We start from the raw sequence: 19,879 nt of genomic DNA, 5'->3' as shown, positions 1-19,879 counted from the left end.
TCAGGTCGCGGCGGCGGCTTCGGCGCGCTTGTGCTTATGGATCAGGTGCAGGTTGCGGGCATAGACCACCAGGCCCGGCATCTGACCGGCGATGATCACCAGGTCGGGTTTCAGCAGGCCGTACAGCAGCACCAGGCTGCCGCCCGCCAGGCTGAAATACCAGAAGGCCACCGGCACGACGCTGCGCCCCGCGCGCTCGCTGGAAATCCACTGCACGATGAAGCGTGACATGAACATGGCCTGGCCGAACAGGCCGAAGGCCGCGATCCAGCCGTTCTTGCCCAGCGCTTCCTGCCACCAGTGCATCAGGAACTGCGCGATATGATCCCACACCATGGGTCAGACCTCCCGCGCCGTGCCGGGCATGGTGTTCCGCCGCAGCATCCACAGCATGCCCAGGAGGTCGAAGAAGCCCACGGCCGCCCGGCCGATGTTGGTGTACTTGGACCGGCCGGCGTGGCGCTTGCGGTCGTTGATGGGCACGTTGGCCATCTTCCAGCCGCTGTATGTCGCCACCGTGGGGATGAAGCGGTGGATGGCGTCGAATTGCGGCAGCTCCAGCATGGCGGCGCGGTGCACCAGCTTGAAGCCGCAGCCGGTATCCGGACAGCCGTCGCGCAGCAGCGACCGGCGGATGCCGTTGCCCAGGCGCGATGTGATCTTCTTGGCCAGGGTGTCGTCACGCCGGCGGCGGATGCCGCACACCACCTTCACCTCCGGATCGCGTTCCACCGCCGCCAGCATGGGCGCGATGTCGCGGGGGTCGTTCTGCATGTCGCCGTCGACCATCATGATCCAGTCCGTCCTGGCGGCATGGCAGCCGGTGCGGATGGCGCGGCTCTTGCCGGCGCGCTTGCCGTGGCGGATGACGCGGACGAAGGGGTACTTGGCCTTGGCCTGCTGCAATTCCACCGGCGTGTTGTCCGTGCTGCCGTCGTCGACGAACAGGACCTCATAGTCCCCGGGGTAGGGGGCGACGGCTTGCAGTTCTTCCAGGAGCGGCAGGATGTTCCCCTGCTCGTTCAGGACGGAATCAGGATGGTGTAGCGCAAACCCATCACCTCGGGGCACGGAGGGCGTACAAACAGGCCGGGCCGGCGCCTTGGCGGAGGCGCCCCGGATCATTTGGGGCAGAAAGCTACAGTTTGCGGCCAGCGTCAACAAGGGCGGCCGCGTGGGGGCAGCCGCCCAAGGCAGGGGTGCCCTGCGGCTGGGCGCCACGATCGGATGGTCGGGAAAAAGTGCGGTTGCCGTCAGGCGACGGAGGCCAGCGGCGCGGCCAGGACCAGCACATCGGCCAAACCGACGCTGCGCACGCCGGCCGCCGTCCAGTCCCGGCGGGAGGCGGCCAGCGACCCGTGCAGGTCGATGGCGCGGCAGGCGTCCTCCACGATCAGGGTCTCGAACCCCAGGCGGGCAGCGTCGGTGGCGGAATAGGCCACGCAATAGTCGGTGGCCAGGCCCGCCAGGTAGAGCCGCTGCACCCCGCGTTCGCGCAGCGCGCCGGCCAGGCCGGTGGGGGTCACCCGGTCGTTCTCGAAAAAGGCCGAATAACTGTCGATTAAGGGCCGAAAACCCTTGCGCACTATCAGCTGCGCCTTCTCCACCGCCGGGGCCAGGCCGGGGTGGAAGGCGGCGCCAGTCGTCCCCTGGACGCAGTGGTCCGGCCACAGCATCTGCGGGCCATAGGGCATCTGCACCATGTCGAAGGTGCGGCGGCCTGGATGCGCGCTGGCGAAGGAGCGGTGGCCGGCCGGGTGCCAGTCCTGGGTCAGGACCACGGTGCCGAAATGGGCCGCCAGCGCGTTGGCCGGTTCCACCACCGCATCGCCATCCGCGACCGCCAGGGCGCCGCCCGGGCAAAAGTCGTTCTGGATGTCGATGAGGATCAGGGCGTCGGTGTCGGCGAGCATGGGGCAACCTGGCTTTTCAATGAACCTGCAACACATCGTACATGAAAAAGCCCCCCCGAACCGAGATTCGGGAGGGCTGATTCTTTTAGGATTATGGCAGTAGGACGTATGTCCAGCGCGGACCTACTTCAGGATGCGATTCCACCAGCCCTTCCTGGGCTGTTCCACCACCGGATTCAGCTCCACCGAGGGGTGGACCGCCGGAGCGGCGTCCGCCTCCGGCTCGGGCGCCACGGCGGCCGGGGCCTCGGCCACCGGTTCCGCCGCGACCGGGGCGGCGGCTTCCACCGTCGAAACCGCTTCGGTGACCAGGGGGACTGCCGCAGCCTCGGTGGCGACCGGCACATCCTCGGCGACCGGGGCGGCCTTCTTGCGGCTGCGGGTGGCGCGCTTGGGCTTGGCCGGGGCTTCTTCCGCCACCGGTTCGGCCGTGGGCTCCACCGCGACCGCTTCCGGGGCGGCCGCTTCTGGGGCCGGCTCGGCGATCACCGCCGGCGCTTCGGCTGCGGGCGCCTCATCGGCGGGGACGGCCTTCTTGCGGCTGCGGGTGGCGCGCTTGGGCTTGGCCGGCGCTTCTTCCGCCACCGGTTCGGCCGTGGGCTCCACCGCGACGGCGTCCGCAGGCGCGGGCTCGGCGGCGGTTTCGGCGACGGGCGTTTCAGCCGGGGCCGCTTCGACCGCCGGGGCTTCGACCACGGGTTCGGTCGCCGGCAGCGGCGCCTCGGCCTCACCGTCGCTCAAGCCCTCGGTGGTTTCGCCACCTTCGGCATCCTCGCCCTCAGCCGCGCCCTCGGCACCATGGCGACCGCGACGGCGACCGCCCCGCTTGCCACGGCGGCGCTTTTTACGTTCACCTTCGGCGCCGTCGTCGGCGGCTTCGGCATCGATGGCCTCGGCGCCTTCACCATCGGCGTCCTCGGTGGCGGCGGGCTCGACCTCATCGGCGGCCTGCTCGTCCTCCGACGCTTCCGCGGCCTGGACGGCACCCTCGGGGCGATCCGGGCCGCCACGGCGGCGGCGGCGGCGGCGGCGGCGGTCCTGACCGTTGCCGTCGGCGTGGCCGGCCTCCGCCGTGGACTCCTCGACCTCGTCCTCCACCGCCTCGTCGGCGGGCTCGTCCACATGCTCCAGCGCGCGGTCGGTCTCGGCGTAGATGCGTTCGGCACTGACGGCGGCGGCGGGCTGGTCGTCGGCGGCCGTGCGGGCGCGGATGCGCTCCAAACGGTGGTCCGGCGGCACCAGGCTGTCGTCGGTTGACAGGAAGACGCGCATGCCATAGCGGCGCTCAATGGCCGTAAGGGTGTCGCGCTTCTGGTTCAGGATGTACAGCGTGACCGAACTGGCGGCCGTGACCGTGATCTCGGTTGACCGGCGGCGGATGCCCTCATCCTCGATGGCGCGCAGGACGGCCAGGGCGGCACTTTCCAGCGAGCGCACCATGCCGGTGCCTTCGCAGTGCGGGCAGCGCTCGAAGTTGATTTCCTGCAGGCTGGGGCGCAGGCGCTGGCGTGACAGTTCCATTAGGCCGAAGGGCGAGATGCGACCCAGCTGGATGCGCGCCCGGTCGGCCTTCATGGCCTCCTTCAGGCGCTTTTCGACCGCGGCGTTGTTGCGGCCGTCCTCCATGTCGATGAAGTCGATGACGATCAGGCCGGCCAAGTCGCGCAGGCGCAGCTGGCGGGCCACCTCTTCCGCGGCCTCCAGGTTGGTGCGCAGCGCAGTCTCCTCGATGTTCCGCTCCTTGGTGGCGCGGCCGGAGTTGACGTCGATGGCGACCAGGGCTTCCGTCTGGTTGATGACGATGTACCCGCCCGAGCGCAGCTGCACCACGGGATTGAACATGGCGTCGATCTGGTTTTCCACCTGGAAGCGGTGGAACAGCGGAATGTCGTCGCGGTACTGCTGGATCTTCTTGGCGTGGCTGGGCATCAGCATGCGCATGAAGTCCTTGGCGGTGCGGTAGCCCGCCTCGCCGTCCACATGCACCTCGTCGATGTCACTGGCGTACAGGTCGCGGATGGACCGCTTGATGAGGTTCGCTTCCTCATAGATCAGCGCCGGCGCCACCGCTTGCATGGTCTGCTCGCGGATGTTGTCCCAGAGGCGCATCAGATACTCAAGGTCGCGCTTGATCTCCTGCTTGGACCGTTCCATGCCCGCGGTGCGCAGGATGACGGCCATGCCTTTCGGGATGTCCAGCTCCTCCAGCAGCTCCTTCAGGCGCTTGCGGTCCTGCGGGTTGGTGATCTTGCGGGAGATGCCGCCGCCCCGGGGGGTGTTGGGCATCAGCACGCAGTAGCGGCCGGGCAGGGACAGATAGGTGGTCAGCGCCGCACCCTTGGTGCCGCGCTCCTCCTTCGTCACCTGCACCAGCAGGATCTGCCGGCGGCGGATGACTTCCTGGATCTTGTAGGAGCGCAGCGAGCGCGGACGGCGGCGTTCCTCGCCCTCCTCGTCATGGTGCGCGGCCTCGGCGTTGCCGCTTTCCTGCGGCGCGCGATCATTCCGGCCGCGGCGGCCGCGACGGCCCCGGTGGCGGCGGCGGTCGCCGCCCTGGCGGGCGTTCTCGCCCTCGGCGGACTCGGCGCCTTCAGCACCTTCTTCGCCCTCGGCCTCGCCCTCGGCGTCCTCACCGTCGTCCTCGCCATCACCCTCGGCGAATTCGCCCTCGCTGTAGGGGGCCTCGGTGTAGGCGGCGGTCTCGCCATCGGCGTCACCGCTGATGGCTTCGGCCGGCAGTTCCTCGGTGATGTAGGGCTGCTCGATGGTCAGGGGCTGGGCCGCGGGGACGTAGGCGTCCTCAGGGTGCCCCTCGGGCACCACCAGATCGGTGGCGACCGTCTCATGGGCGCCGACCTCGTCGGCCACCGCCTCATAAGCGGCGACCGGGGCCTCACCCTCCTCATAGCTGACGGCGGAGGCGCCGGCCTCCAGCAAGGGCGGATGCTCCGCCGCGTGCAGGGCCTCCTCCTCCTCGTGCTCCAGCGCCTCGCGCTCACGCTCCAGCTCTTCCTGCTCGCGGATCAGGGCTTCGCGATCGGCGACCGGGATGCGGTAGTAGTCGGGATGGATTTCGGAGAAGGCGAGGAAGCCGTGGCGGTTGCCGCCGTATTCCACGAAGGCCGCCTGCAGCGACGGTTCCACCCGGATCACCTTGGCAAGATAGATATTGCCCTTCAGCTGCTTCCGGCTGGCGATTTCGAAATCAAGCTCGTCGAGCTTGTTACCATTGACCACGACGACCCGGGTCTGCTCCGGATGCGTGGCGTCGACAAGCATACGCTTGGCCATTTATTTTTATCCTCATGGCACAGGGACGGCGGGGTCCGCGCGACGGACGAACCCACCGGTGTGCCACCGTTTAGTGCCGAAGCATCGGGTCCCCATCGCCGCCGTGGGAAGAACACCCCGAAACGGCGCTTCCAGGAAGCGGCCAGCGGGGGGGCGGGCGACCGGAACCTGGCATCGGCCCATAAATGTTCAGGGCCGACGCCAGCTTCGTGGTTTCACAGGACCGAGCATCCCTAGAGGCGTCACACCCACGGACCGTATCGCAGCGGACTTGGCTGGCTGCGGCACGGGGAACCGGGGGCGACGCCCCCGCCCCGGGGAGGGGCGGGCCAGGATGCTGGTTGTCGCGATTTCAAGATAAGCATGGGGGACCCCATACTACAATGAAAGAATCGTGGGTTGCGCGGCAGGTCATGACAGGGTCGGTTGCTTGGGATTGGTCAGTGGGGTTGGCCAGGCGCCCCACCCATGCCGCTTGAGGGCCGCTTCTTAGACAAGATCTGATGATCATGCTTGAACCGATTGATTCAAGGGCGGTATAAGGCCGAATATGAAAGCCCGTCCCGCTTGATTTCGGGGGAGTCCGTCTTGTCCGCCTTTGGGCGTCGACAGCGTTTGTTCTTGGGGAACCGGGGGGCGCGGCGGGCGGTCCCGGCGGCGGCCCTGGCGGCCATCCTCAGCCTGCTTTGCCTCTTTCTTCCAGCCGTTGTGTCCGCCGGCAGCCTGGGCACCATAGACATGGCCCAAGCCCAGGCGCTGCGCGTGCCCGCGGCACCCAAGCGCAGCGCCGTGTTGGCCGCGCGCCTGGGCTTGCAGGGTGACCAGACGCGCTTCGTCCTGGAGATGAGCGAGCGCACGGATTATCACGTTGCCACCTCCGTCAGCCCCACGCAGGTGGTCATCGACCTGCCGGCGGTGACCTGGCAGGCGGCCCTGCCTGGCGATGGCCGCGGCCTGGTGAAGGCCGTGCGCATGACCAGCAGCCTGACCGGCTCCGCCCAGGTGGTGCTGGAGACGGACGGGCCGGTGCGCGTGGCCAGCGCCGATTTCCTGCCCGCCCGTGACGGCCACCCGCCCCGTCTGGTGCTGGACCTGGCCCACGGCGACCTGGGCAGCCTGTTGGCGGCCGTGGTCGGCCCCGGCACGCCTCCGCCCTCGCGAAGCGTCCCTGACGCCGGGGAAAGGACCCTCAGTATCTTGCCGGAGGCGTCGACGCCGGGGCTGCCGCCGGTGGGCGCCGCCGTGGTGCCGGCCGCCAGCCGGGTTGGGGCGCTGCCCACCCTGCCACCCGATCCGCCGCCCCCGCCCAAGGCGGCGCCGGTGGTGATGGTGCCCCCCGCGCCGGGGGCCAGGCCCACCTTGCGCGACCGCACCCCCCTGATCGTCCTGGATCCTGGCCATGGCGGCGACGATCCCGGCGCGACATCGGTCACCGGTGACCATGAGAAGATATCACCCTGGCCATGGCCAGGGTGCTGGCCCCCGCGCTGGAGGCCCCGGCCGCTACCGCGGGGGCTGAACCGCGAAAGGGAAGGTCTTCATCCCCCTGCGCGAGCGGCCGGGCAAGGCGCGGGCCCTGGGTGCCGACCTGTTCATCTCCCTGCACGCCGATATCGTGGTGGGCCGGCCAGTGCGGGGGCTGTCGGTCTACACCCTGTCGGACAAGGCGACGGACCGCGAGGCCGACATGCTGGCCCAGCGCGAGAACCGGTCCGACGCCATCGTCGGCATGGATCTGGCGGACCAGAGCGTCCAGGTGGCCAGCATCCTGATCGACCTGGCGCAGCGCGACACCCGCAACCAGTCGCGCCGCCTGGCCAACCTGGTGGTGGAGTCGGTCGGCCGCGACATCGCTCTGTTGAACTCCCCCCTGCGTTCCGCCGGATTCGCCGTGCTGACCGCGCCGGATGTGCCCGCCATCCTGGTGGAGATGGGCTACCTCTCCCATCCCACGGACGCCCGCCTCCTGACCACCGACAGCCATCGCCGGCGCTTCGCCGCCGACATGGTGCGGGCCATTGACAGCTATTTCGGGCCGCGTCGGTCCCCGTCCAGAAGCAAGTCCGCCCGCAAATAAGCCACACTCGGGGCGCCGGATCGCTTGCCGGCAGTCGTGCGCCTGGGGCATGCGCGCTGCCGCCGGCCGGACGGCGACAGGGCGGGCGCTTCCTGCTAGGGTGCCGCCGTCTTTCGGTCTTATCGCCTGCGGGTGTCGGTCGGTTCCATGCGCATTCTCGTCAAGCTGTTGGTCGTGTTGGTGATTCTGGCGGGCGCGGGTTGCGTCGGCCTGTACCTGGGCTATCGCCACTATGCGGCCGACTTGCCGGATTACCACCAACTGGTGGACTACCAGCCGCCCACCGCCACCCGGGTGCAGGCCGGCGACGGCCGGCTGATCGCGGAGTTCGCGGCGGAGCGGCGGGTTTTCGTGCCCATCAGCCTGATCCCCAAGCGCGTGCGCCAGGCCTTCGTTTCGGCGGAGGACCAGAACTTTTACCAGCACGGCGGCGTGGACTGGCTGGCCATCGCCCGCGCCATGGCCACCAACGTGGAACGCGTGGGGCAGGACCGGCGGCCCATCGGCGCCAGCACCATCACCCAGCAGGTGACACGCCTGTTCCTGCTGAACAACGAGGTCAGCTATGTCCGCAAGATCAAGGAGGCCATCCTCTCCTACCGGATCGAGGACGCGCTGTCCAAGGACCGCATCCTCGAGCTGTACCTGAACGAGATTTTCCTGGGCAACCGCTCCTTCGGCGTGGCGGCCGCCGCGCTGAACTACTTCAACAAATCGCTGGATGAGCTGACGGTGGATGAGGCGGCGTTCCTGGCCAGCCTGCCCAAGGCGCCCGACCGCTACTACCGCGACCGCTTCCACGACGCCGCCATCGCCCGCCGCAACTATGTGCTGGGCCGCATGGCGGAGGATGGCTACATCACCACCGCCGAGGCCAAGGAGGCGCAGGCCCGGCCGCTGACCTTCCGCGACCGTCACGCGGAGGGCCAGGTCGACGCGGATTACTTCGTGGAAGAGGTGCGGCGCGAGCTGCTGTCGGTCTATGGCGAGTCCAAGCTGTATGAGGGCGGCTTGTCCATCCGCACCACCTTGGACCCCAAGCTGCAGCAGGCGGCGGTGGAGGCCCTGCGCCATGGGCTGGAGGCGTTCGATCGCCGCAAGGGCTGGCGCGGTCCGGTGGCCCACCTGGACGGCCCGGCCAACTGGCAGGACCAGCTGGCCAAGGCGACCCTGCCGGCCGGTGGCGAACGCTGGCAGCTGGCCGTGGTGCTGAAGGCCGACGCCGAGGAGGCCACCATCGGCCTGAAGGACGGCAGCCAGGGCAAGCTGCAGCCGGCCGACGTGCGCTGGGCCAAGCGCGCCGCCGCGCTGTCGGCCGGCGACCTGGTCATGGTCGAGCCCGCGCTGTCGGACGCCAAGCCGGCGGCCAAGGGCCAGAAGGCGGAAGAACCGGCGCCCATTCCCGGCGTCTACGCCCTGCGCCAGGTCCCCGAGCTGCAGGGCGCCGTCGTGGCCATGGATCCGCGCACCGGTCGCGTCCTGGCCATGAGCGGCGGCTTCAGCGCCCGCATCAGCGCCTTCAACCGCGCGACGCAGGCCAACCGCCAGCCGGGGTCCGCCTTCAAGCCCTTCGTCTACCTGGCGGCGCTGGACCGGGGCTTCACCCCGTCCAGCCTGGTGCTGGACGCGCCCTTCTCGCTGGAGCAGGGGCCGGGGCAGGAGAAGTGGCGGCCCAGCAACTATACCGACCAGTTCTATGGCCCGACGCCGCTGCGCGTGGGCATCGAGAAGTCACGCAACGTCATGACCGTGCGCCTGGCGCAGAACATCGGCATGCAGGCGGTGGTGAATGAGGCCAAGCTGTTCGGCATCAGCGACCACCTGGCGCCGGAACTGTCCATGGCGCTGGGTGCCGGTGAGACCACGGTGCTGAAGTTGACCACCGCCTATGCCATGCTGGACAACGGCGGCAAGCGCATCACCCCCACCTTCGTCGACCGGGTCCAGGATGCCGCCGGCAAGACCATCTACCGCCACGACCAGCGGGCCTGCGAGGGCTGCCAGCTGACGCCGGGCTCGGTGGACGCCAGCGCCGACGTGGGCGCGGTGCCCGACGTGCCCGACACGCGCGCGCAGATCGAGGATCCGCGCACCGTCTACCAGATCGTCAACATCCTGCAGGGCGTGGTGGATCGCGGCACGGCGGCGCAACTGCGGGTGCTGGGCAAGACCCTGGCGGGCAAGACCGGCACCACCAACGACAGCCAGGACGCCTGGTTCGTCGGCTTCTCCCCTGACCTGGTATTCGGTGTCTTCACCGGCTACGATCAGCCGCGCTCCCTGGGCGATCATGAGACGGGCGCCTCCGTCGCCGTGCCGATCTTCAAGGAGTTCATGCAGACGGCGCTGGCCGACAAGCCCTCGCTGCCCTTCCGCGTGCCGCCCGGCGTGCGCCTGGTGCGCGTGAACCCGGAGACGGGCCGCCTGGCCGAACCCGGCGACCGCAAGGCCATCTGGGAGGCTTTCATCCCCGGCACCGAGCCCAAGGGTGGCGAAGGCGTGCTGGACGGCGGCGACGGCGGCAGCGTCTGGGTGCAGGCGACACCGGCGGCGCAGCAGCAGGGCACCCAGATGGGGACGGGGACCGGGACTGTTTATTGAAGCCGCACTATCGAAATCTGCGGTGTCCAGAGGCTTTAGTTTTTGTAAGAGGTTGTCTAAATTTGAGTTCGATGGGCTCAAGTGCATCTGGCAGTGCTAGACAATTCTGTGCGTGATTCATGCGGCAGGGTTCATTTTTAATAGACTGAAAGCTAAATTCGCCGCTTCTGCACGCGAAATCAATTCCCCTTGTCAGCCTTGCCGCGCCATTTTGCGAAATTATAAACCTATCGTGGAGTATTTTCTCCTTAGAGTCATCTAATTTAAAGTGTATTTTCAACGTAATATTCCTGTTGTCGTATTTATTTCTGAGATCTGAAATCACAGACCTCTGGAATTTATCAATAAATGCTCTGCGATATTCTGATACTCTGTCCAATTCTGGTTTGCTGGTCGGAGTTCCAGTGTCTTTTCCCATGGACGTGATGATGTGAATGGTTGGGTTGGGATTCTGAAGCGCGCCACTTTCTATCCAGCAGTCGATTATTAATTCAATTCCCTTTTTAAAAGGTGTGTTCTCGGAGGCCGATCCAAAGAATTTATCTATAATGGTGACGTTTTCAGATTTGTGCACCAAACGGCGAATATGCTCTTTCACGACCTTTTCATCGCAGGCTTGTACGTCTAGACCGTTAAAGGCTATCTCTTCGCGACATTTGTCGATGGGGCTCGTCATGAAGGTGGATGCTTCGATCTGAGTACATGTAAAACGGCTGGATGGCTTCTCTACAATTGCCCAATCTGCCGGCCAGGTATCGGCCAAACTAGATAGAGTCTCCGGTATGGTTCCCCTGCTTAATGATATGTTGACTATGCTTTTGCTGCCAGCCTTTAATATATCGGTCATGAGGGCTGATATATAGGGAGCATTCCCTTTTCCATTGGCCATTTTCATTAGGCTGTCTTTATAGTGATCTTTTATCTTCCCATTTTTATCTAGGATAATCCGCATATTTTGGTTTATCGCTTTTATAATATACATTAAAGAGTGGTAGTGAGGTGCGTCGGAAGTGATCTGGTCATCAAGAACGTCATAGTCGATTATGGCGTAATAAAGCATTTTAATATCCTTAGTTATATTTCTCTGAGTCTTTCCGGAAAGAAGCCGCCCGGCCACTCATCGATTAGCCCCCCATCTTCTGCAATTCTAATTGGCTTTACCTTGGAACCCTCTTTGGTTCTTTCGACAAAAAGAACACTCAGCATGTTGGGCTTCAGTCGGCCGTCACGAATTAGCCTTAACATTCTTAAGATTAAATGTTCGCTATGAGTTTCAATGATAAACTGATTTCCAATTGGCAGTCTTGAAGATTCTAGGATCATATCGCCGATGTCGGCTTGTAATCTTGGGTGAATATGAACTTCTGGCTGCTCTATAGCGATAATATGATTATTTCTAGCAAAAGACTGAACAACAAAAGGCAATATTTGGCTAATGCCATATCCTACGTCAGTTAGCCCAATATCAACTTTATTACCGCGAATTGTGTCGATAAGGCGCATCTCAAATAGGTCTTTGTCTTTTCCAAGCTTCTTGACTCTGAGTTGATAGCCAACCTCCAGCTTATCTAGCCAGTGATTTACTCTTTTTAGCAGTTTTGGGTTCCTTAGCAATAAATCTGGCATAGCCTTACCGCTATATCCGACGTCTGTAGGGCTTGTTCCTGTAAATACATAGTACCTTGCCGGGGCCTTTCTAAATGGTCCCAATGGAAATACCTCAGATATTCTTTGAGATAAATCTATTGCTCCAGATATGGCTATTGTTGAAGGATTTGGGAATATAATATTCGAAATATCTAATATTGAACTCTGTCTCTTCTCTGTATCAAACTGAATCAACGTATCATATACATCAAATGATGGATCTCCTCCTGATGGAAGTAGTCCGCTCAGATATATCGGCGATTTTTTGAATATCTGAGCGGAAAAGATTGCCCATTCTTCTATAGAGAATTCTGTTTTTATCATGTCAATAAACTTATTTATAAGATCGCTCCAATATTTTTCGCTATTATTAGCTTTGTCAGGTCGCCCAAAAATGAATAATTTTCTAAAATGCGGTCCTTTCCTCTCTATGTCTTTAAGCATCATCTCCAAATGAGACAATATATTTTTCTTATTTTTCCTTACGTATTCGAAAGAGTCATGCCAGAATCTAGGTTCCGTAGTTAAATATGTGCATATTGCACAGTGAGTAATATTAGAATTAACGACGGCGCCCGCCCTCATGGAAAAGATTTTTGACGAATTGGGCTTCTCAGGGCTCACTTCATAATGAGCAACGTACGACCTAGTTGAATTTGACCAGATAGATATTCTAGCAATAGATATTTCTTCTTTTTGCGTTCGGCGCCTAAAGGAAAACTCAAGAGAGAATGCCCCAATTTTCTCAAATAATTTGTTGGACATATAAGGTTTTGGCGCAACTCTAATGGACATGGTGTTTTCCAAGTTATGGTCAAAAACCATTTCTTGGAAACTTCCAAGATCAACTATTCCATTCTCAAGCCTTGGCAGTAGAATCTGTCCGGAATTTCTGCTCTCAATAGTTTGTTTTAGCAAAAGTATAGATTGGATAATCGAACTTTTCCCAGAGCTATTCGGGCCATAAATAAGAGTTATCGGCGCAAGGGGGATGTGACTCTTAGCGCCAAATGCCTTAAAGTTCTCTATAGAAATTTCGCTAAGCATGGAGCTGGCAACCACCAAGTGAAGCGGGAGCTCTATGATACATATGTGAATGATATTTTCAACTAGAAATAATCATGCGAGTAGCGTGCAAGATTTGTTTAAGGTGTTCGACTCTTAATTTCAATTGAGGCTAATTTGGAAAAGCATGGCGACAGCCAATTTATAATATAAATCGACCACCCTATTGCTGGAGCGGCCGATTTATAGCATTCAGTCTCACGCGGCCGGCTTCAGCCGAGCGGCCGCCTCGCTGCGCGACAGGTTGGGCTTCAGCTTCTGGCGGGCGTCCTCGTAAGCCTGCCAGTCGGCCAGGTCGGGCAATGCCGGGATGGTGATCAGTTCGCCCTGGTCCAGGCCAGTGAGGGCGGCGTCCACCATCTCCTCCGCCGGCATCACGATTTCCTGCGGCAGGTGGTCCACCGGTACGCCGGCCACATCCCAGAACTCCGTCCGCGTGGCGCCGGGCAGCACCGCCTGGGCGCGCAGGCCCTTGCCCGCCAGTTCATGGTGCAGCGACTGGGTGAAGGCGACGACGAAGGCCTTGGTGCCGCCGTAGGTGCCGTTCAGGATTTCCGGCGCGATGCCGGCGATGGAGGCGATGTTGATCACCAGGCCGCCTCCGCGCTTCACCAGGCCGGGCACGGCCGCGTGGGTCAGGCGGGTCAGCGCCGTCACGTTCAGATGGATCATCGCCTCCATGGCGTCGACGTCGGCGTCCAGCAAAGGGGCGGCGGCGCCCACGCCGGCATTGTTGACCAGGGCGGTGATGCGGTGATCCTCACGCAACCGGGCCTCCACGGCGCGCAGGTCGGCGGGCCTGGTCAGGTCGGCGGCCAGCACCTCCACCGTGCGGCCGGTTTCGGCGGCCAGGCGCTGGGCACGCTCCCGCAGGCGGGCGGCGTTGCGGGCCACCAGGATCAGGTCATAGCCGCGGCGGGCCAAGCGGTCGGCGTAGACCGCGCCGATGCCGGAGGAGGCGCCGGTGACGACGGCGGTGCCCTTGGAGATGGTGGTGCTCATGACGGGGTTTCCTTGCTCGGTTGCCGCCGGCGGGGCGCCGGCGTTGACAAGGGCAAGATACCGGCGCAGCCTTCCGACCTGAATGTCATTGATGCCATGTTTTAGGACATCAGCTGCTGCCATGACCGGAGGGGCCCCATGAAGCGCGTCGGCATAGTCGTCTTTCCCGGATTCCAAATCCTGGACTTGGTGGTGGTCACGGTATTTGAGGTCGCGAACGGCATCAGCGGGACGCCGGTCTATGACGTCCACCTGGTGTCGGAGGGGGGCGGCCGGGTGGTCAGTTCCTCCGGCGTGGCGGTGGAAACCGATGCGCCGGGCGATCCGGCCTATGACACACTGATGGTGGCGGGGGCCCTGGAGATGGACTCGGTGCCGGCCAGCCTGGTGGACCTGGTGGGGGCGGCGTCGCGCGCGTCCCGCCGGACCGCCAGCATCTGCACCGGCGCCCTGGTCCTGGCCCAGGCGGGGCTGCTGGACGGGCGTCGCGCCACCACCCACTGGATGGTCGCGCGCGCCTTGCAGCGGGACTTCCCCCGCGTGCGGATGGAGGAGGACCGCATCTTCACCCAGGACGGGCCCATCTGGACTTCCGCCGGCATGACCGCCGGCATCGACCTGGCGCTGGCCCTGGTGGAGGCGGACCTGGGCGCCGACATCTCCCGCGCCGTGGCGCGCAAGATGGTGGTCTACCATCGCCGGCCCGGAGGACAGTCCCAGTTCTCCGCCCTGCTGGAACTGGAGCCCCGGTCCGACCGCATCCAGACGGCCCTGCGCCACGCCCGCGAGCATCTGCGGGAAGACCTGTCGGTGGAACGTCTGGCGGAGGTGGCGCACCTCAGCCCCCGGCAATTCAGCCGCGCCTTCCATGCCGAAACCGGCCAGTCGCCCGCCAAGGCGGTCGAGAACCTGCGGCTGGAGGCGGCGCGGGTGATGATGGAGGAGGGAAACCACCCCATCGAGATCATCGTGCGGGAAACTGGCTTCGGGGATCGCGAGCGGATGCGCCGCGCCTTCCTGCGCGCCTTCGGCCAGCCGCCCCAGGCATTCCAGCGGGCGGCGCGGCTGATCGCCTGACGCCGTTCAATTAAAAGCTAATTTAATCGGTGTCTGGGCGTGAGGGATATATACGGGAGAATATAACGAAAATCCCGTAGGAGCCCTCATCATGATCCGTCACACTGCCGTTGGCGCTGTGGTGTCAAGTTTGCTTGTCCTTGCCGGTCCGGCACAGGCAGAAGCCGCCGACGTCATCAGCGACTATTTCAACACCTGGTACACCCGCGTGGACCAGGCCCAATCCACCCAGCCCAGCTGGGTCACGCCGCTGGTCACGGTGACCCCGCGGCTGGAGCAGGAATTCCGGTTTGACCAGACCAACCAGTACCAGGGCACAGGCGCCATGGTCCGCAGCTATGGCGGCGGCAAGGGCCTGGAACTGATCCCGACGGCGACGACCGAGGTGGTGCTGAACATCCCGCCCTACCAGGTGCGCAGCACCGTGAAGCCGGCGCAGGGCTTCGGCGACGACCCCGTCCTGCTGGTCAAGCAGCGCCTGCTGTCCGCCAATGCGGAGCAGGGCGACTATATCGTCACCGCCTTCCTCGGCTTCCAGGCGCCAACGGGCATCAAGGCCTTCACCAACGATGCCTGGCTGGTGACGCCGACCCTGGCCGCTGGAAAGGGCTTCGGCCGCTTCGACGTGCAGGGCACCGTGGGCATCGCCTTTCCCATGGCGCATGAGACCACCATCGGCAAGGCGGTGGCGACCAACCTCACGCTCCAGTACCACGTCGCCGATTATTTCTGGCCGGAGCTGGAGGTGAATGACACCTACTGGTCGGGCGGCCTGCGCGATGGCAAGAACCAGGTGCTGCTGACACCCGGCATCATCTTCGGCCGCTTTCCGCTGGGCGGCCATTCCAAGGCCAATTTCGGCTTCGGTTACCAATTCGCCGTATCGCCGTCACTGCAGCGCGAGCCGGCCCTGACGCCAACCTTGGATCACGCCTGGGTTTTCACCGGCCGAGTCTCGTTCTAGGCGGACCGGTCAGGTTGGGATGCTCAGGCCGCCCAGTGTCTTGCGCAGGGCGGCCGCCTCATCCTCGCCGTTGGCCGCCTCGAATTCCCGCTGGGCTTCCCGCCATAGGGGGGTGCCCGCGCGCAAGGCCTCGCGGCCTTTGTCGGTCAGGGTGATCTCATGGCTGCGCCGGTCGGTGGGGCAGGGGGTGGTCTGGATCAGGCCCTCCCGCTCCAGCGGGCGCAGATTCTTGCCGGTGGTGGTGCGGTCCAGATCCAGGCGCGCCGCCATCTCGTTCACTGACAGCGTGCCGGCCTCGTACACCATTGCCAGCATCGAGAACTGCGTTATGCGCAGACCGGTGGGCGCCAGCTTGGCGTCATAGAAATTGGTCATTCGCCGCGCCGCCCGCCGTAGGGCGCCGCAGTTGCAATGGGCGACGCCGTCGCGCTGCTGGTCGAAACTCATTCCGCTCTCCTTCCGCCGCTGTTCTATCAGGCGCTAGCGTATCGCGCCATATGGGAGTATATGCGCCTATATAAGAGCATATCCTCTTATTCCATGCAGATGGGGACGAGAATCATGACCAGCGACATCAGCACCACGCCGGCGGAGGTGGTGACCGGGGCCGGGGAGGGCGCCACGAGGCCGCCGTCTCCCGCAGTCAAGCCGGCGACGGCCGCGCGCCACGCCTTGCTGCACGGGGCTATCGTGCCGACGATGCTGCGCCTGGCCCTGCCCACCATCGCAGTGTTGGTGATCCAGACGGCGGTGAGCGTGGCGGAGACCTATTATGTCAGCGCCCTGGGCACGGACGCCCTGGTGGGGGCGGCGCTGGTGCTGCCTGTCTCCATGCTGATGACCATGGTGGCGGCCGGCGGCATCGGCGGCGGCGTGGCGGCGGCGGTGTCGCGGGCCATGGGGGCAGGGCGGGTGCGCGATGCCAACGCCCTGGTGTTCCATGCTCTGGCGCTGGCCATCGCCTTCGGGTTGGCCTTTACCCTGGGTCTGCGGCTGGGCGGCCCGGCGCTGTACCGCCTGCTGGGCGGCACCGGTGGCGCCCTGGACGCCGCGCTGTCCTATTCAGGCTGGCTGTTCGCCGGCGCCGTGCCGCTGTGGATCATCAACCTGATGTCAGCGGTGCTGCGCGGTATCGGCAATGTGCGGGTGCCCGCGCTGGTGACCCTGGTGGGGGCGGTGGTCATGATCCCGCTGTCGCCCTTCCTCATCTTTGGCATCGGGCGCTTCCAGGGCTTCGGCATCGCCGGCGCCGGCATCGCGGTCAGCGGCTACTACACCGTGGCGGCGAGCGTGCTGCTGGCCTACATGGCGCGTGGCCGGTCGGGCCTGACGCTGCGCCGGGTGCCGCTGGAGGGACGGCTATTCCGTGACATCCTGGGTGTGGGCGTCGTCTCCGCCCTCAGCGCCCTGCAACTGAACCTGATCACCATCCTGGTCACCGGTGCCGTCGGCCGCTTCGGCACCGACGCCCTGGCCGGTTTCGGCATGGGCTCCCGGCTGGATTACCTGCTGATCCCGCTGCTGTTCGGCCTGGGCACGGCGGTGCTGACGCTGGTCGGCACGGCCATGGGGGCGGGTGACCAGGCCCGTGCCCGCCGCGCCGCCTGGATCGGCGCCCTGATCGGTGCCGGGGTGACGGAGGCGATCGGCCTGGCCGTGGCGTTGTGGCCGGCCGCCTGGGTCGACCTGTTCAGCCACGACCCCGCCGTGCTGGCCCATGGTGCCCATTACCTGCGCACCGTCGGCCCGGTCTACGGCGCCGTGGGGTTGACCTTCATCCTGGGCTTCGCCTCGCAGGGCGGTGGCCGGCCCCTGTGGGCCTTCCTGGCGGGAACGGCCCGCCTGATCGTGGCGGCGGGCCTGGGCTGGCTGGCGGTGGCGGGCTTCGGCGCCGGCCTCGGCACCCTGTTCGCCATCGTGGCGGCCGCGTCCGTCACCTCCGCCGCTCTCTGCGTCATCGCCACCCTGACCGGCGCCATCTGGCGGCCGGGGCGGGAGTGATCAGCGCAGCCGGGGAGAGTGGTCACACCCCCGCCTGCAGGCCCTTCACGAACTCCGACAGGCCCACCTGGCGGCGGCGCACCAGGCGTTCGGCCGTCAGGATGGCGTGGGCCTTGGCGACGGAGGTGTCCACGTCATGGTTGATGATGACGTAGTCATACTCCGCCCAGTGGCTCATCTCGTTGGAGGCCTTGCTCATGCGCTTGGCGATTTCCGCCTGGCTGTCCTGGGCGCGGGAGGTCAGCCGGCGTTCCAGCTCCCGGGCCGAGGGCGGCAGGATGAAGATGCTGACCAGGTCGTCCCGGGCCTTTTCCTTCAGCTGCTGGGTGCCCTGCCAGTCGATGTCGAACAGCACGTCGCGGCCGCCAGCCAGCGCCTGCTCCACCGGTTCGCGCGGGGTGCCGTAGTAGTTGTCGAAGACCTTGGCGTATTCCAGCAACTTGCCCTGGTTCACCATCAGGTCGAACTCGGTCAGGCTGGTGAAGTGATAGTCCACGCCCGCCACCTCGCCCGGCCGCTTGGCGCGGGTGGTGGCGGAGACCGACATGGTCAGTTCCTGGTCCTGCTCCAGCAGGCGGCGGGCGATGGTGGTCTTGCCCGCACCCGAGGGGGAGGACAGCACCAGCATCAGGCCACGGCGGTGCATGTAGGGGGGCAGGGCGGTGGGCGGGGTGTCGGCGGTCATGGTGGACATGCTCATTCGATATTCTGGACCTGTTCGCGGAACTGCTCGATCGTTGCCTTCAGGGACAGCCCGATGCGGGTCAGTTCCACGTCGGCGGACTTGGAACAGAGGGTGTTGGCTTCGCGGTTGAATTCCTGGCACAGGAAGTCCAGCCGCCGGCCCACGGCACCGCCCTCGGCCAGCATCTCGCGGGCCTGGGCGATGTGGGCGCGCAGGCGGTCCAGCTCCTCCTGGACGTCGGCCTTGGCGATCAGCAAGGCGGCTTCCTGGGCCAGGCGCTCTTCCGGCAGGGCGGGCACCGCCTCCAGCAGGGCCTGGACCTGCGCCTTCAGCTTGTCGCGCAAGGCGGCCGGCTGCAGCGCGGCGGTGTTGGCGGCGGCCTCGGTCAGGGTGGCGATTTCTTCCAGGTGGCCGCTCAGCACGGTGACCAGGCGCGCGCCCTCGGCCGCACGGGCGGTGCTGAGCGCCAGGATGGCCTGCGTCACGGTCTTGCCGATGGCGGCCTCAAGCGCCGCCCGGTCCTCCGGCTGTTCCGTCTCCTCGCCCGTGTCGATGACGCCGCGGACGGACAGCAGGGCGTCCAGCCGGGGCGGGGCGGCGCCCGCGCCCTCGATCTCGCGGGCCAGCTCCAGCACCTGGGCCAGGAATTCGCGGTTCAGGCGCAGCGGCGCGGTGGTGGCCGTGCGGCTGACGGTGACGTTCAGGGTGACGTTGCCACGGCGGATCAGCCGGTTCACTTCCGCGCGGGCCAGGGCCTCGACCCCGTCCAGACCGGATGGCTGGCGGGTACGCAGGTCCAACGCGCGGCCGTTCACGCTTTTCACCTCGATGATCCAGGAGGTGGCGCCAGCCGCCCCTTCGGCGCGGGCGAAGCCGGTCATGCTGGCGATGGCGGAGGGTTTGGTCAAAGGGCGGGTCCCCGGGGTGGAAGGGTGGTGGGAGGGGGACGGGGGCATCCTGCCCCGCGCTGCCGGCTGGACCGGCGGCGAGACATGCTGCATCGTCTGAGTGCCAAGGGTTATAGCCCGTGGCGGCGGCGACAAACAAGCAAGGGCCTGGGGTGGGGCCCGCCCTTGCGTTTCACGCCGCCAGACGGGGATGAGCGAGGGGGGACGGGGTGCAGTCGCCGACCAGTATTCTGATCACCGGGGCCTCCAGCGGGATCGGTGAGGCCCTGGCGCTGGGTTACGCCGCGCGGGGGCGCCAACTGTGGCTGACGGGGCGGGACCAGGGCCGGCTGGACGCCGTGGCGGAGGCCGCGCGCGCCAAGGGCGCCCGGGTGACCGCCGCCGCGCTGGACGTGCTGGACCGCCAGGCCCTGGGCGACTGGATCCAGGCCGCCGACGACGGCGTGCCCATCGACCTGGCCATCGCCAACGCCGGCATTTCCGGCGGCACCGGCGGGGGTGGCGAGGGCATGCTGGGCGAGACGGAGGAACAGGCGCGTCGCATCTTGGCGGTGAATATCGAGGGGGTGCTGAACACCATCCATCCCCTGATTCCCCGCATGGTGGTGCGCAAGCGCGGCCAACTGGCGCTCATGTCCTCGCTGGCCG

The 19,879-nt window shown here is 65.1% G+C and carries 17 protein-coding genes and 1 pseudogene; 7 read left to right on the top strand and 11 right to left on the bottom strand.

Going from position 1 to position 19,879, the window contains the following annotated elements:
• The 4 genes from I55_RS31845 to I55_RS31830 form a co-directional block, all read right to left on the bottom strand.
• Window positions 1-336, bottom strand: a complete 336-nt coding sequence (locus tag I55_RS31845; protein ID WP_083901604.1) for a lipid-A-disaccharide synthase N-terminal domain-containing protein — start codon at window positions 334-336, stop codon at window positions 1-3.
• Window positions 337-339: 3 nt separating this feature from the next.
• Window positions 340-1,071: a glycosyltransferase family 2 protein gene (locus tag I55_RS31840; protein ID WP_044564753.1), complete on the bottom strand. Its 732-nt coding sequence runs from the start codon at window positions 1,069-1,071 to the stop codon at window positions 340-342.
• A gap of 182 nt (window positions 1,072-1,253) precedes the next feature.
• Window positions 1,254-1,913, bottom strand: coding sequence for a bifunctional nicotinamidase/pyrazinamidase (gene pncA, locus I55_RS31835; protein WP_044564745.1), 660 nt, complete (start codon window positions 1,911-1,913; stop codon window positions 1,254-1,256).
• Between the two features lie 123 nt (window positions 1,914-2,036).
• Window positions 2,037-5,204 carry a ribonuclease E/G gene (locus I55_RS31830; protein WP_044564744.1) on the bottom strand — a complete coding sequence of 1,056 codons (3,168 nt, stop codon included), beginning with the start codon at window positions 5,202-5,204 and terminating at the stop codon, window positions 2,037-2,039.
• A 738-nt stretch (window positions 5,205-5,942) separates the two neighbouring features.
• On the opposite strand from I55_RS31830, the pseudogene I55_RS39635 reads away from it, so the two are divergent.
• Window positions 5,943-6,176 (top strand): annotated as a pseudogene (locus I55_RS39635) (N-acetylmuramoyl-L-alanine amidase); the annotation flags it as partial.
• On the opposite strand, the gene I55_RS37960 reads toward I55_RS39635, so the two are convergent.
• Complete coding sequence (locus I55_RS37960) at window positions 6,068-6,577, bottom strand: hypothetical protein (protein ID WP_049974708.1); 510 nt, start codon at window positions 6,575-6,577, stop codon at window positions 6,068-6,070. The pseudogene I55_RS39635 and the gene I55_RS37960 sit on opposite strands and share 109 nt — an antisense overlap.
• 167 nt (window positions 6,578-6,744) lie before the next feature.
• Between I55_RS37960 and I55_RS37955 the strand changes: the two genes are divergently transcribed.
• Entirely contained in the window at window positions 6,745-7,281 is a 537-nt protein-coding gene (locus tag I55_RS37955) for an N-acetylmuramoyl-L-alanine amidase (protein ID WP_083901602.1), read from the top strand.
• A gap of 147 nt (window positions 7,282-7,428) precedes the next feature.
• Window positions 7,429-9,882 (top strand): penicillin-binding protein 1A, encoded by a 2,454-nt coding sequence (locus tag I55_RS31820; RefSeq protein ID WP_044564743.1) that lies wholly within the window; start codon window positions 7,429-7,431, stop codon window positions 9,880-9,882.
• 7 nt (window positions 9,883-9,889) lie between these two features.
• On the opposite strand, the gene I55_RS36625 is transcribed toward I55_RS31820, so the two are convergent.
• The 3 genes from I55_RS36625 to I55_RS31815 form a co-directional block, all read right to left on the bottom strand.
• Window positions 9,890-10,942: a hypothetical protein gene (locus I55_RS36625; RefSeq protein ID WP_148294087.1), complete on the bottom strand. Its 1,053-nt coding sequence runs from the start codon at window positions 10,940-10,942 to the stop codon at window positions 9,890-9,892.
• A gap of 14 nt (window positions 10,943-10,956) precedes the next feature.
• A complete protein-coding gene (locus I55_RS36620; RefSeq protein WP_148294086.1) occupies window positions 10,957-12,576 on the bottom strand; it encodes a DUF3696 domain-containing protein in 1,620 nt (539 codons plus the stop codon).
• Between the two features lie 216 nt (window positions 12,577-12,792).
• On the bottom strand, window positions 12,793-13,596 hold the full coding sequence (locus I55_RS31815) for an SDR family oxidoreductase (protein ID WP_044564742.1): 804 nt from the start codon (window positions 13,594-13,596) through the stop codon (window positions 12,793-12,795).
• A 138-nt stretch (window positions 13,597-13,734) separates the two neighbouring features.
• Between I55_RS31815 and I55_RS31810 the strand changes: the two genes are divergently transcribed.
• Entirely contained in the window at window positions 13,735-14,673 is a 939-nt protein-coding gene (locus tag I55_RS31810; protein ID WP_044564741.1) for a GlxA family transcriptional regulator, read from the top strand.
• Between the two features lie 91 nt (window positions 14,674-14,764).
• On the top strand, window positions 14,765-15,637 hold the full coding sequence (locus I55_RS31805; RefSeq protein ID WP_148294085.1) for a hypothetical protein: 873 nt from the start codon (window positions 14,765-14,767) through the stop codon (window positions 15,635-15,637).
• Window positions 15,638-15,646: 9 nt separating this feature from the next.
• Here I55_RS31805 and I55_RS31800 read toward each other — a convergent pair whose 3' ends face one another.
• Window positions 15,647-16,084, bottom strand: a complete 438-nt coding sequence (locus tag I55_RS31800) for a MarR family winged helix-turn-helix transcriptional regulator (protein ID WP_044564739.1) — start codon at window positions 16,082-16,084, stop codon at window positions 15,647-15,649.
• 114 nt (window positions 16,085-16,198) lie between these two features.
• On the opposite strand from I55_RS31800, the gene I55_RS31795 reads away from it, so the two are divergent.
• Window positions 16,199-17,638 carry an MATE family efflux transporter gene (locus tag I55_RS31795; protein ID WP_044564738.1) on the top strand — a complete coding sequence of 480 codons (1,440 nt, stop codon included), beginning with the start codon at window positions 16,199-16,201 and terminating at the stop codon, window positions 17,636-17,638.
• Between the two features lie 22 nt (window positions 17,639-17,660).
• On the opposite strand, the gene gmk is transcribed toward I55_RS31795, so the two are convergent.
• The gene (gmk, locus tag I55_RS31790) at window positions 17,661-18,332 is read right to left on the bottom strand and encodes a guanylate kinase (RefSeq protein ID WP_376739218.1); all 672 of its coding nucleotides are present in this window, start codon (window positions 18,330-18,332) and stop codon (window positions 17,661-17,663) included.
• 2 nt (window positions 18,333-18,334) lie between these two features.
• On the bottom strand, window positions 18,335-19,204 hold the full coding sequence (locus tag I55_RS31785) for a YicC/YloC family endoribonuclease (protein WP_044564751.1): 870 nt from the start codon (window positions 19,202-19,204) through the stop codon (window positions 18,335-18,337).
• Between the two features lie 236 nt (window positions 19,205-19,440).
• Here I55_RS31785 and I55_RS31780 point away from each other — a divergent pair.
• Window positions 19,441-19,879: SDR family oxidoreductase (locus I55_RS31780; RefSeq protein WP_044564750.1), on the top strand; the 439-nt coding region annotated here is incomplete at its 3' end.

The organism is Azospirillum sp. B4, from assembly GCF_000333275.1.
Classification (GTDB): Bacteria; Pseudomonadota; Alphaproteobacteria; order Azospirillales; family Azospirillaceae; genus Nitrospirillum.
This window is presented reverse-complemented; position numbering and strand designations above follow the sequence as displayed.

What these genes read in the sequence shown, in the direction of transcription:
- I55_RS31845 (WP_083901604.1), bottom strand. Translation starts at nt 336, where the DNA reads ATGGTGTGGGATCATATCGCGCAGTTCCTGATGCACTGGTGGCAGGAA.
- pncA (WP_044564745.1), bottom strand. Translation starts at nt 1,913, where the DNA reads ATGCTCGCCGACACCGACGCCCTGATCCTCATCGACATCCAGAACGAC.
- I55_RS31830 (WP_044564744.1), bottom strand. Translation starts at nt 5,204, where the DNA reads ATGGCCAAGCGTATGCTTGTCGACGCCACGCATCCGGAGCAGACCCGG.
- I55_RS31820 (WP_044564743.1), top strand. Translation starts at nt 7,429, where the DNA reads ATGCGCATTCTCGTCAAGCTGTTGGTCGTGTTGGTGATTCTGGCGGGC.
- I55_RS36625 (WP_148294087.1), bottom strand. Translation starts at nt 10,942, where the DNA reads ATGCTTTATTACGCCATAATCGACTATGACGTTCTTGATGACCAGATC.
- I55_RS36620 (WP_148294086.1), bottom strand. Translation starts at nt 12,576, where the DNA reads ATGCTTAGCGAAATTTCTATAGAGAACTTTAAGGCATTTGGCGCTAAG.
- I55_RS31815 (WP_044564742.1), bottom strand. Translation starts at nt 13,596, where the DNA reads ATGAGCACCACCATCTCCAAGGGCACCGCCGTCGTCACCGGCGCCTCC.
- I55_RS31810 (WP_044564741.1), top strand. Translation starts at nt 13,735, where the DNA reads ATGAAGCGCGTCGGCATAGTCGTCTTTCCCGGATTCCAAATCCTGGAC.
- I55_RS31805 (WP_148294085.1), top strand. Translation starts at nt 14,765, where the DNA reads ATGATCCGTCACACTGCCGTTGGCGCTGTGGTGTCAAGTTTGCTTGTC.
- I55_RS31800 (WP_044564739.1), bottom strand. Translation starts at nt 16,084, where the DNA reads ATGAGTTTCGACCAGCAGCGCGACGGCGTCGCCCATTGCAACTGCGGC.
- I55_RS31795 (WP_044564738.1), top strand. Translation starts at nt 16,199, where the DNA reads ATGACCAGCGACATCAGCACCACGCCGGCGGAGGTGGTGACCGGGGCC.
- gmk (WP_376739218.1), bottom strand. Translation starts at nt 18,332, where the DNA reads ATGTCCACCATGACCGCCGACACCCCGCCCACCGCCCTGCCCCCCTAC.
- I55_RS31785 (WP_044564751.1), bottom strand. Translation starts at nt 19,204, where the DNA reads ATGACCGGCTTCGCCCGCGCCGAAGGGGCGGCTGGCGCCACCTCCTGG.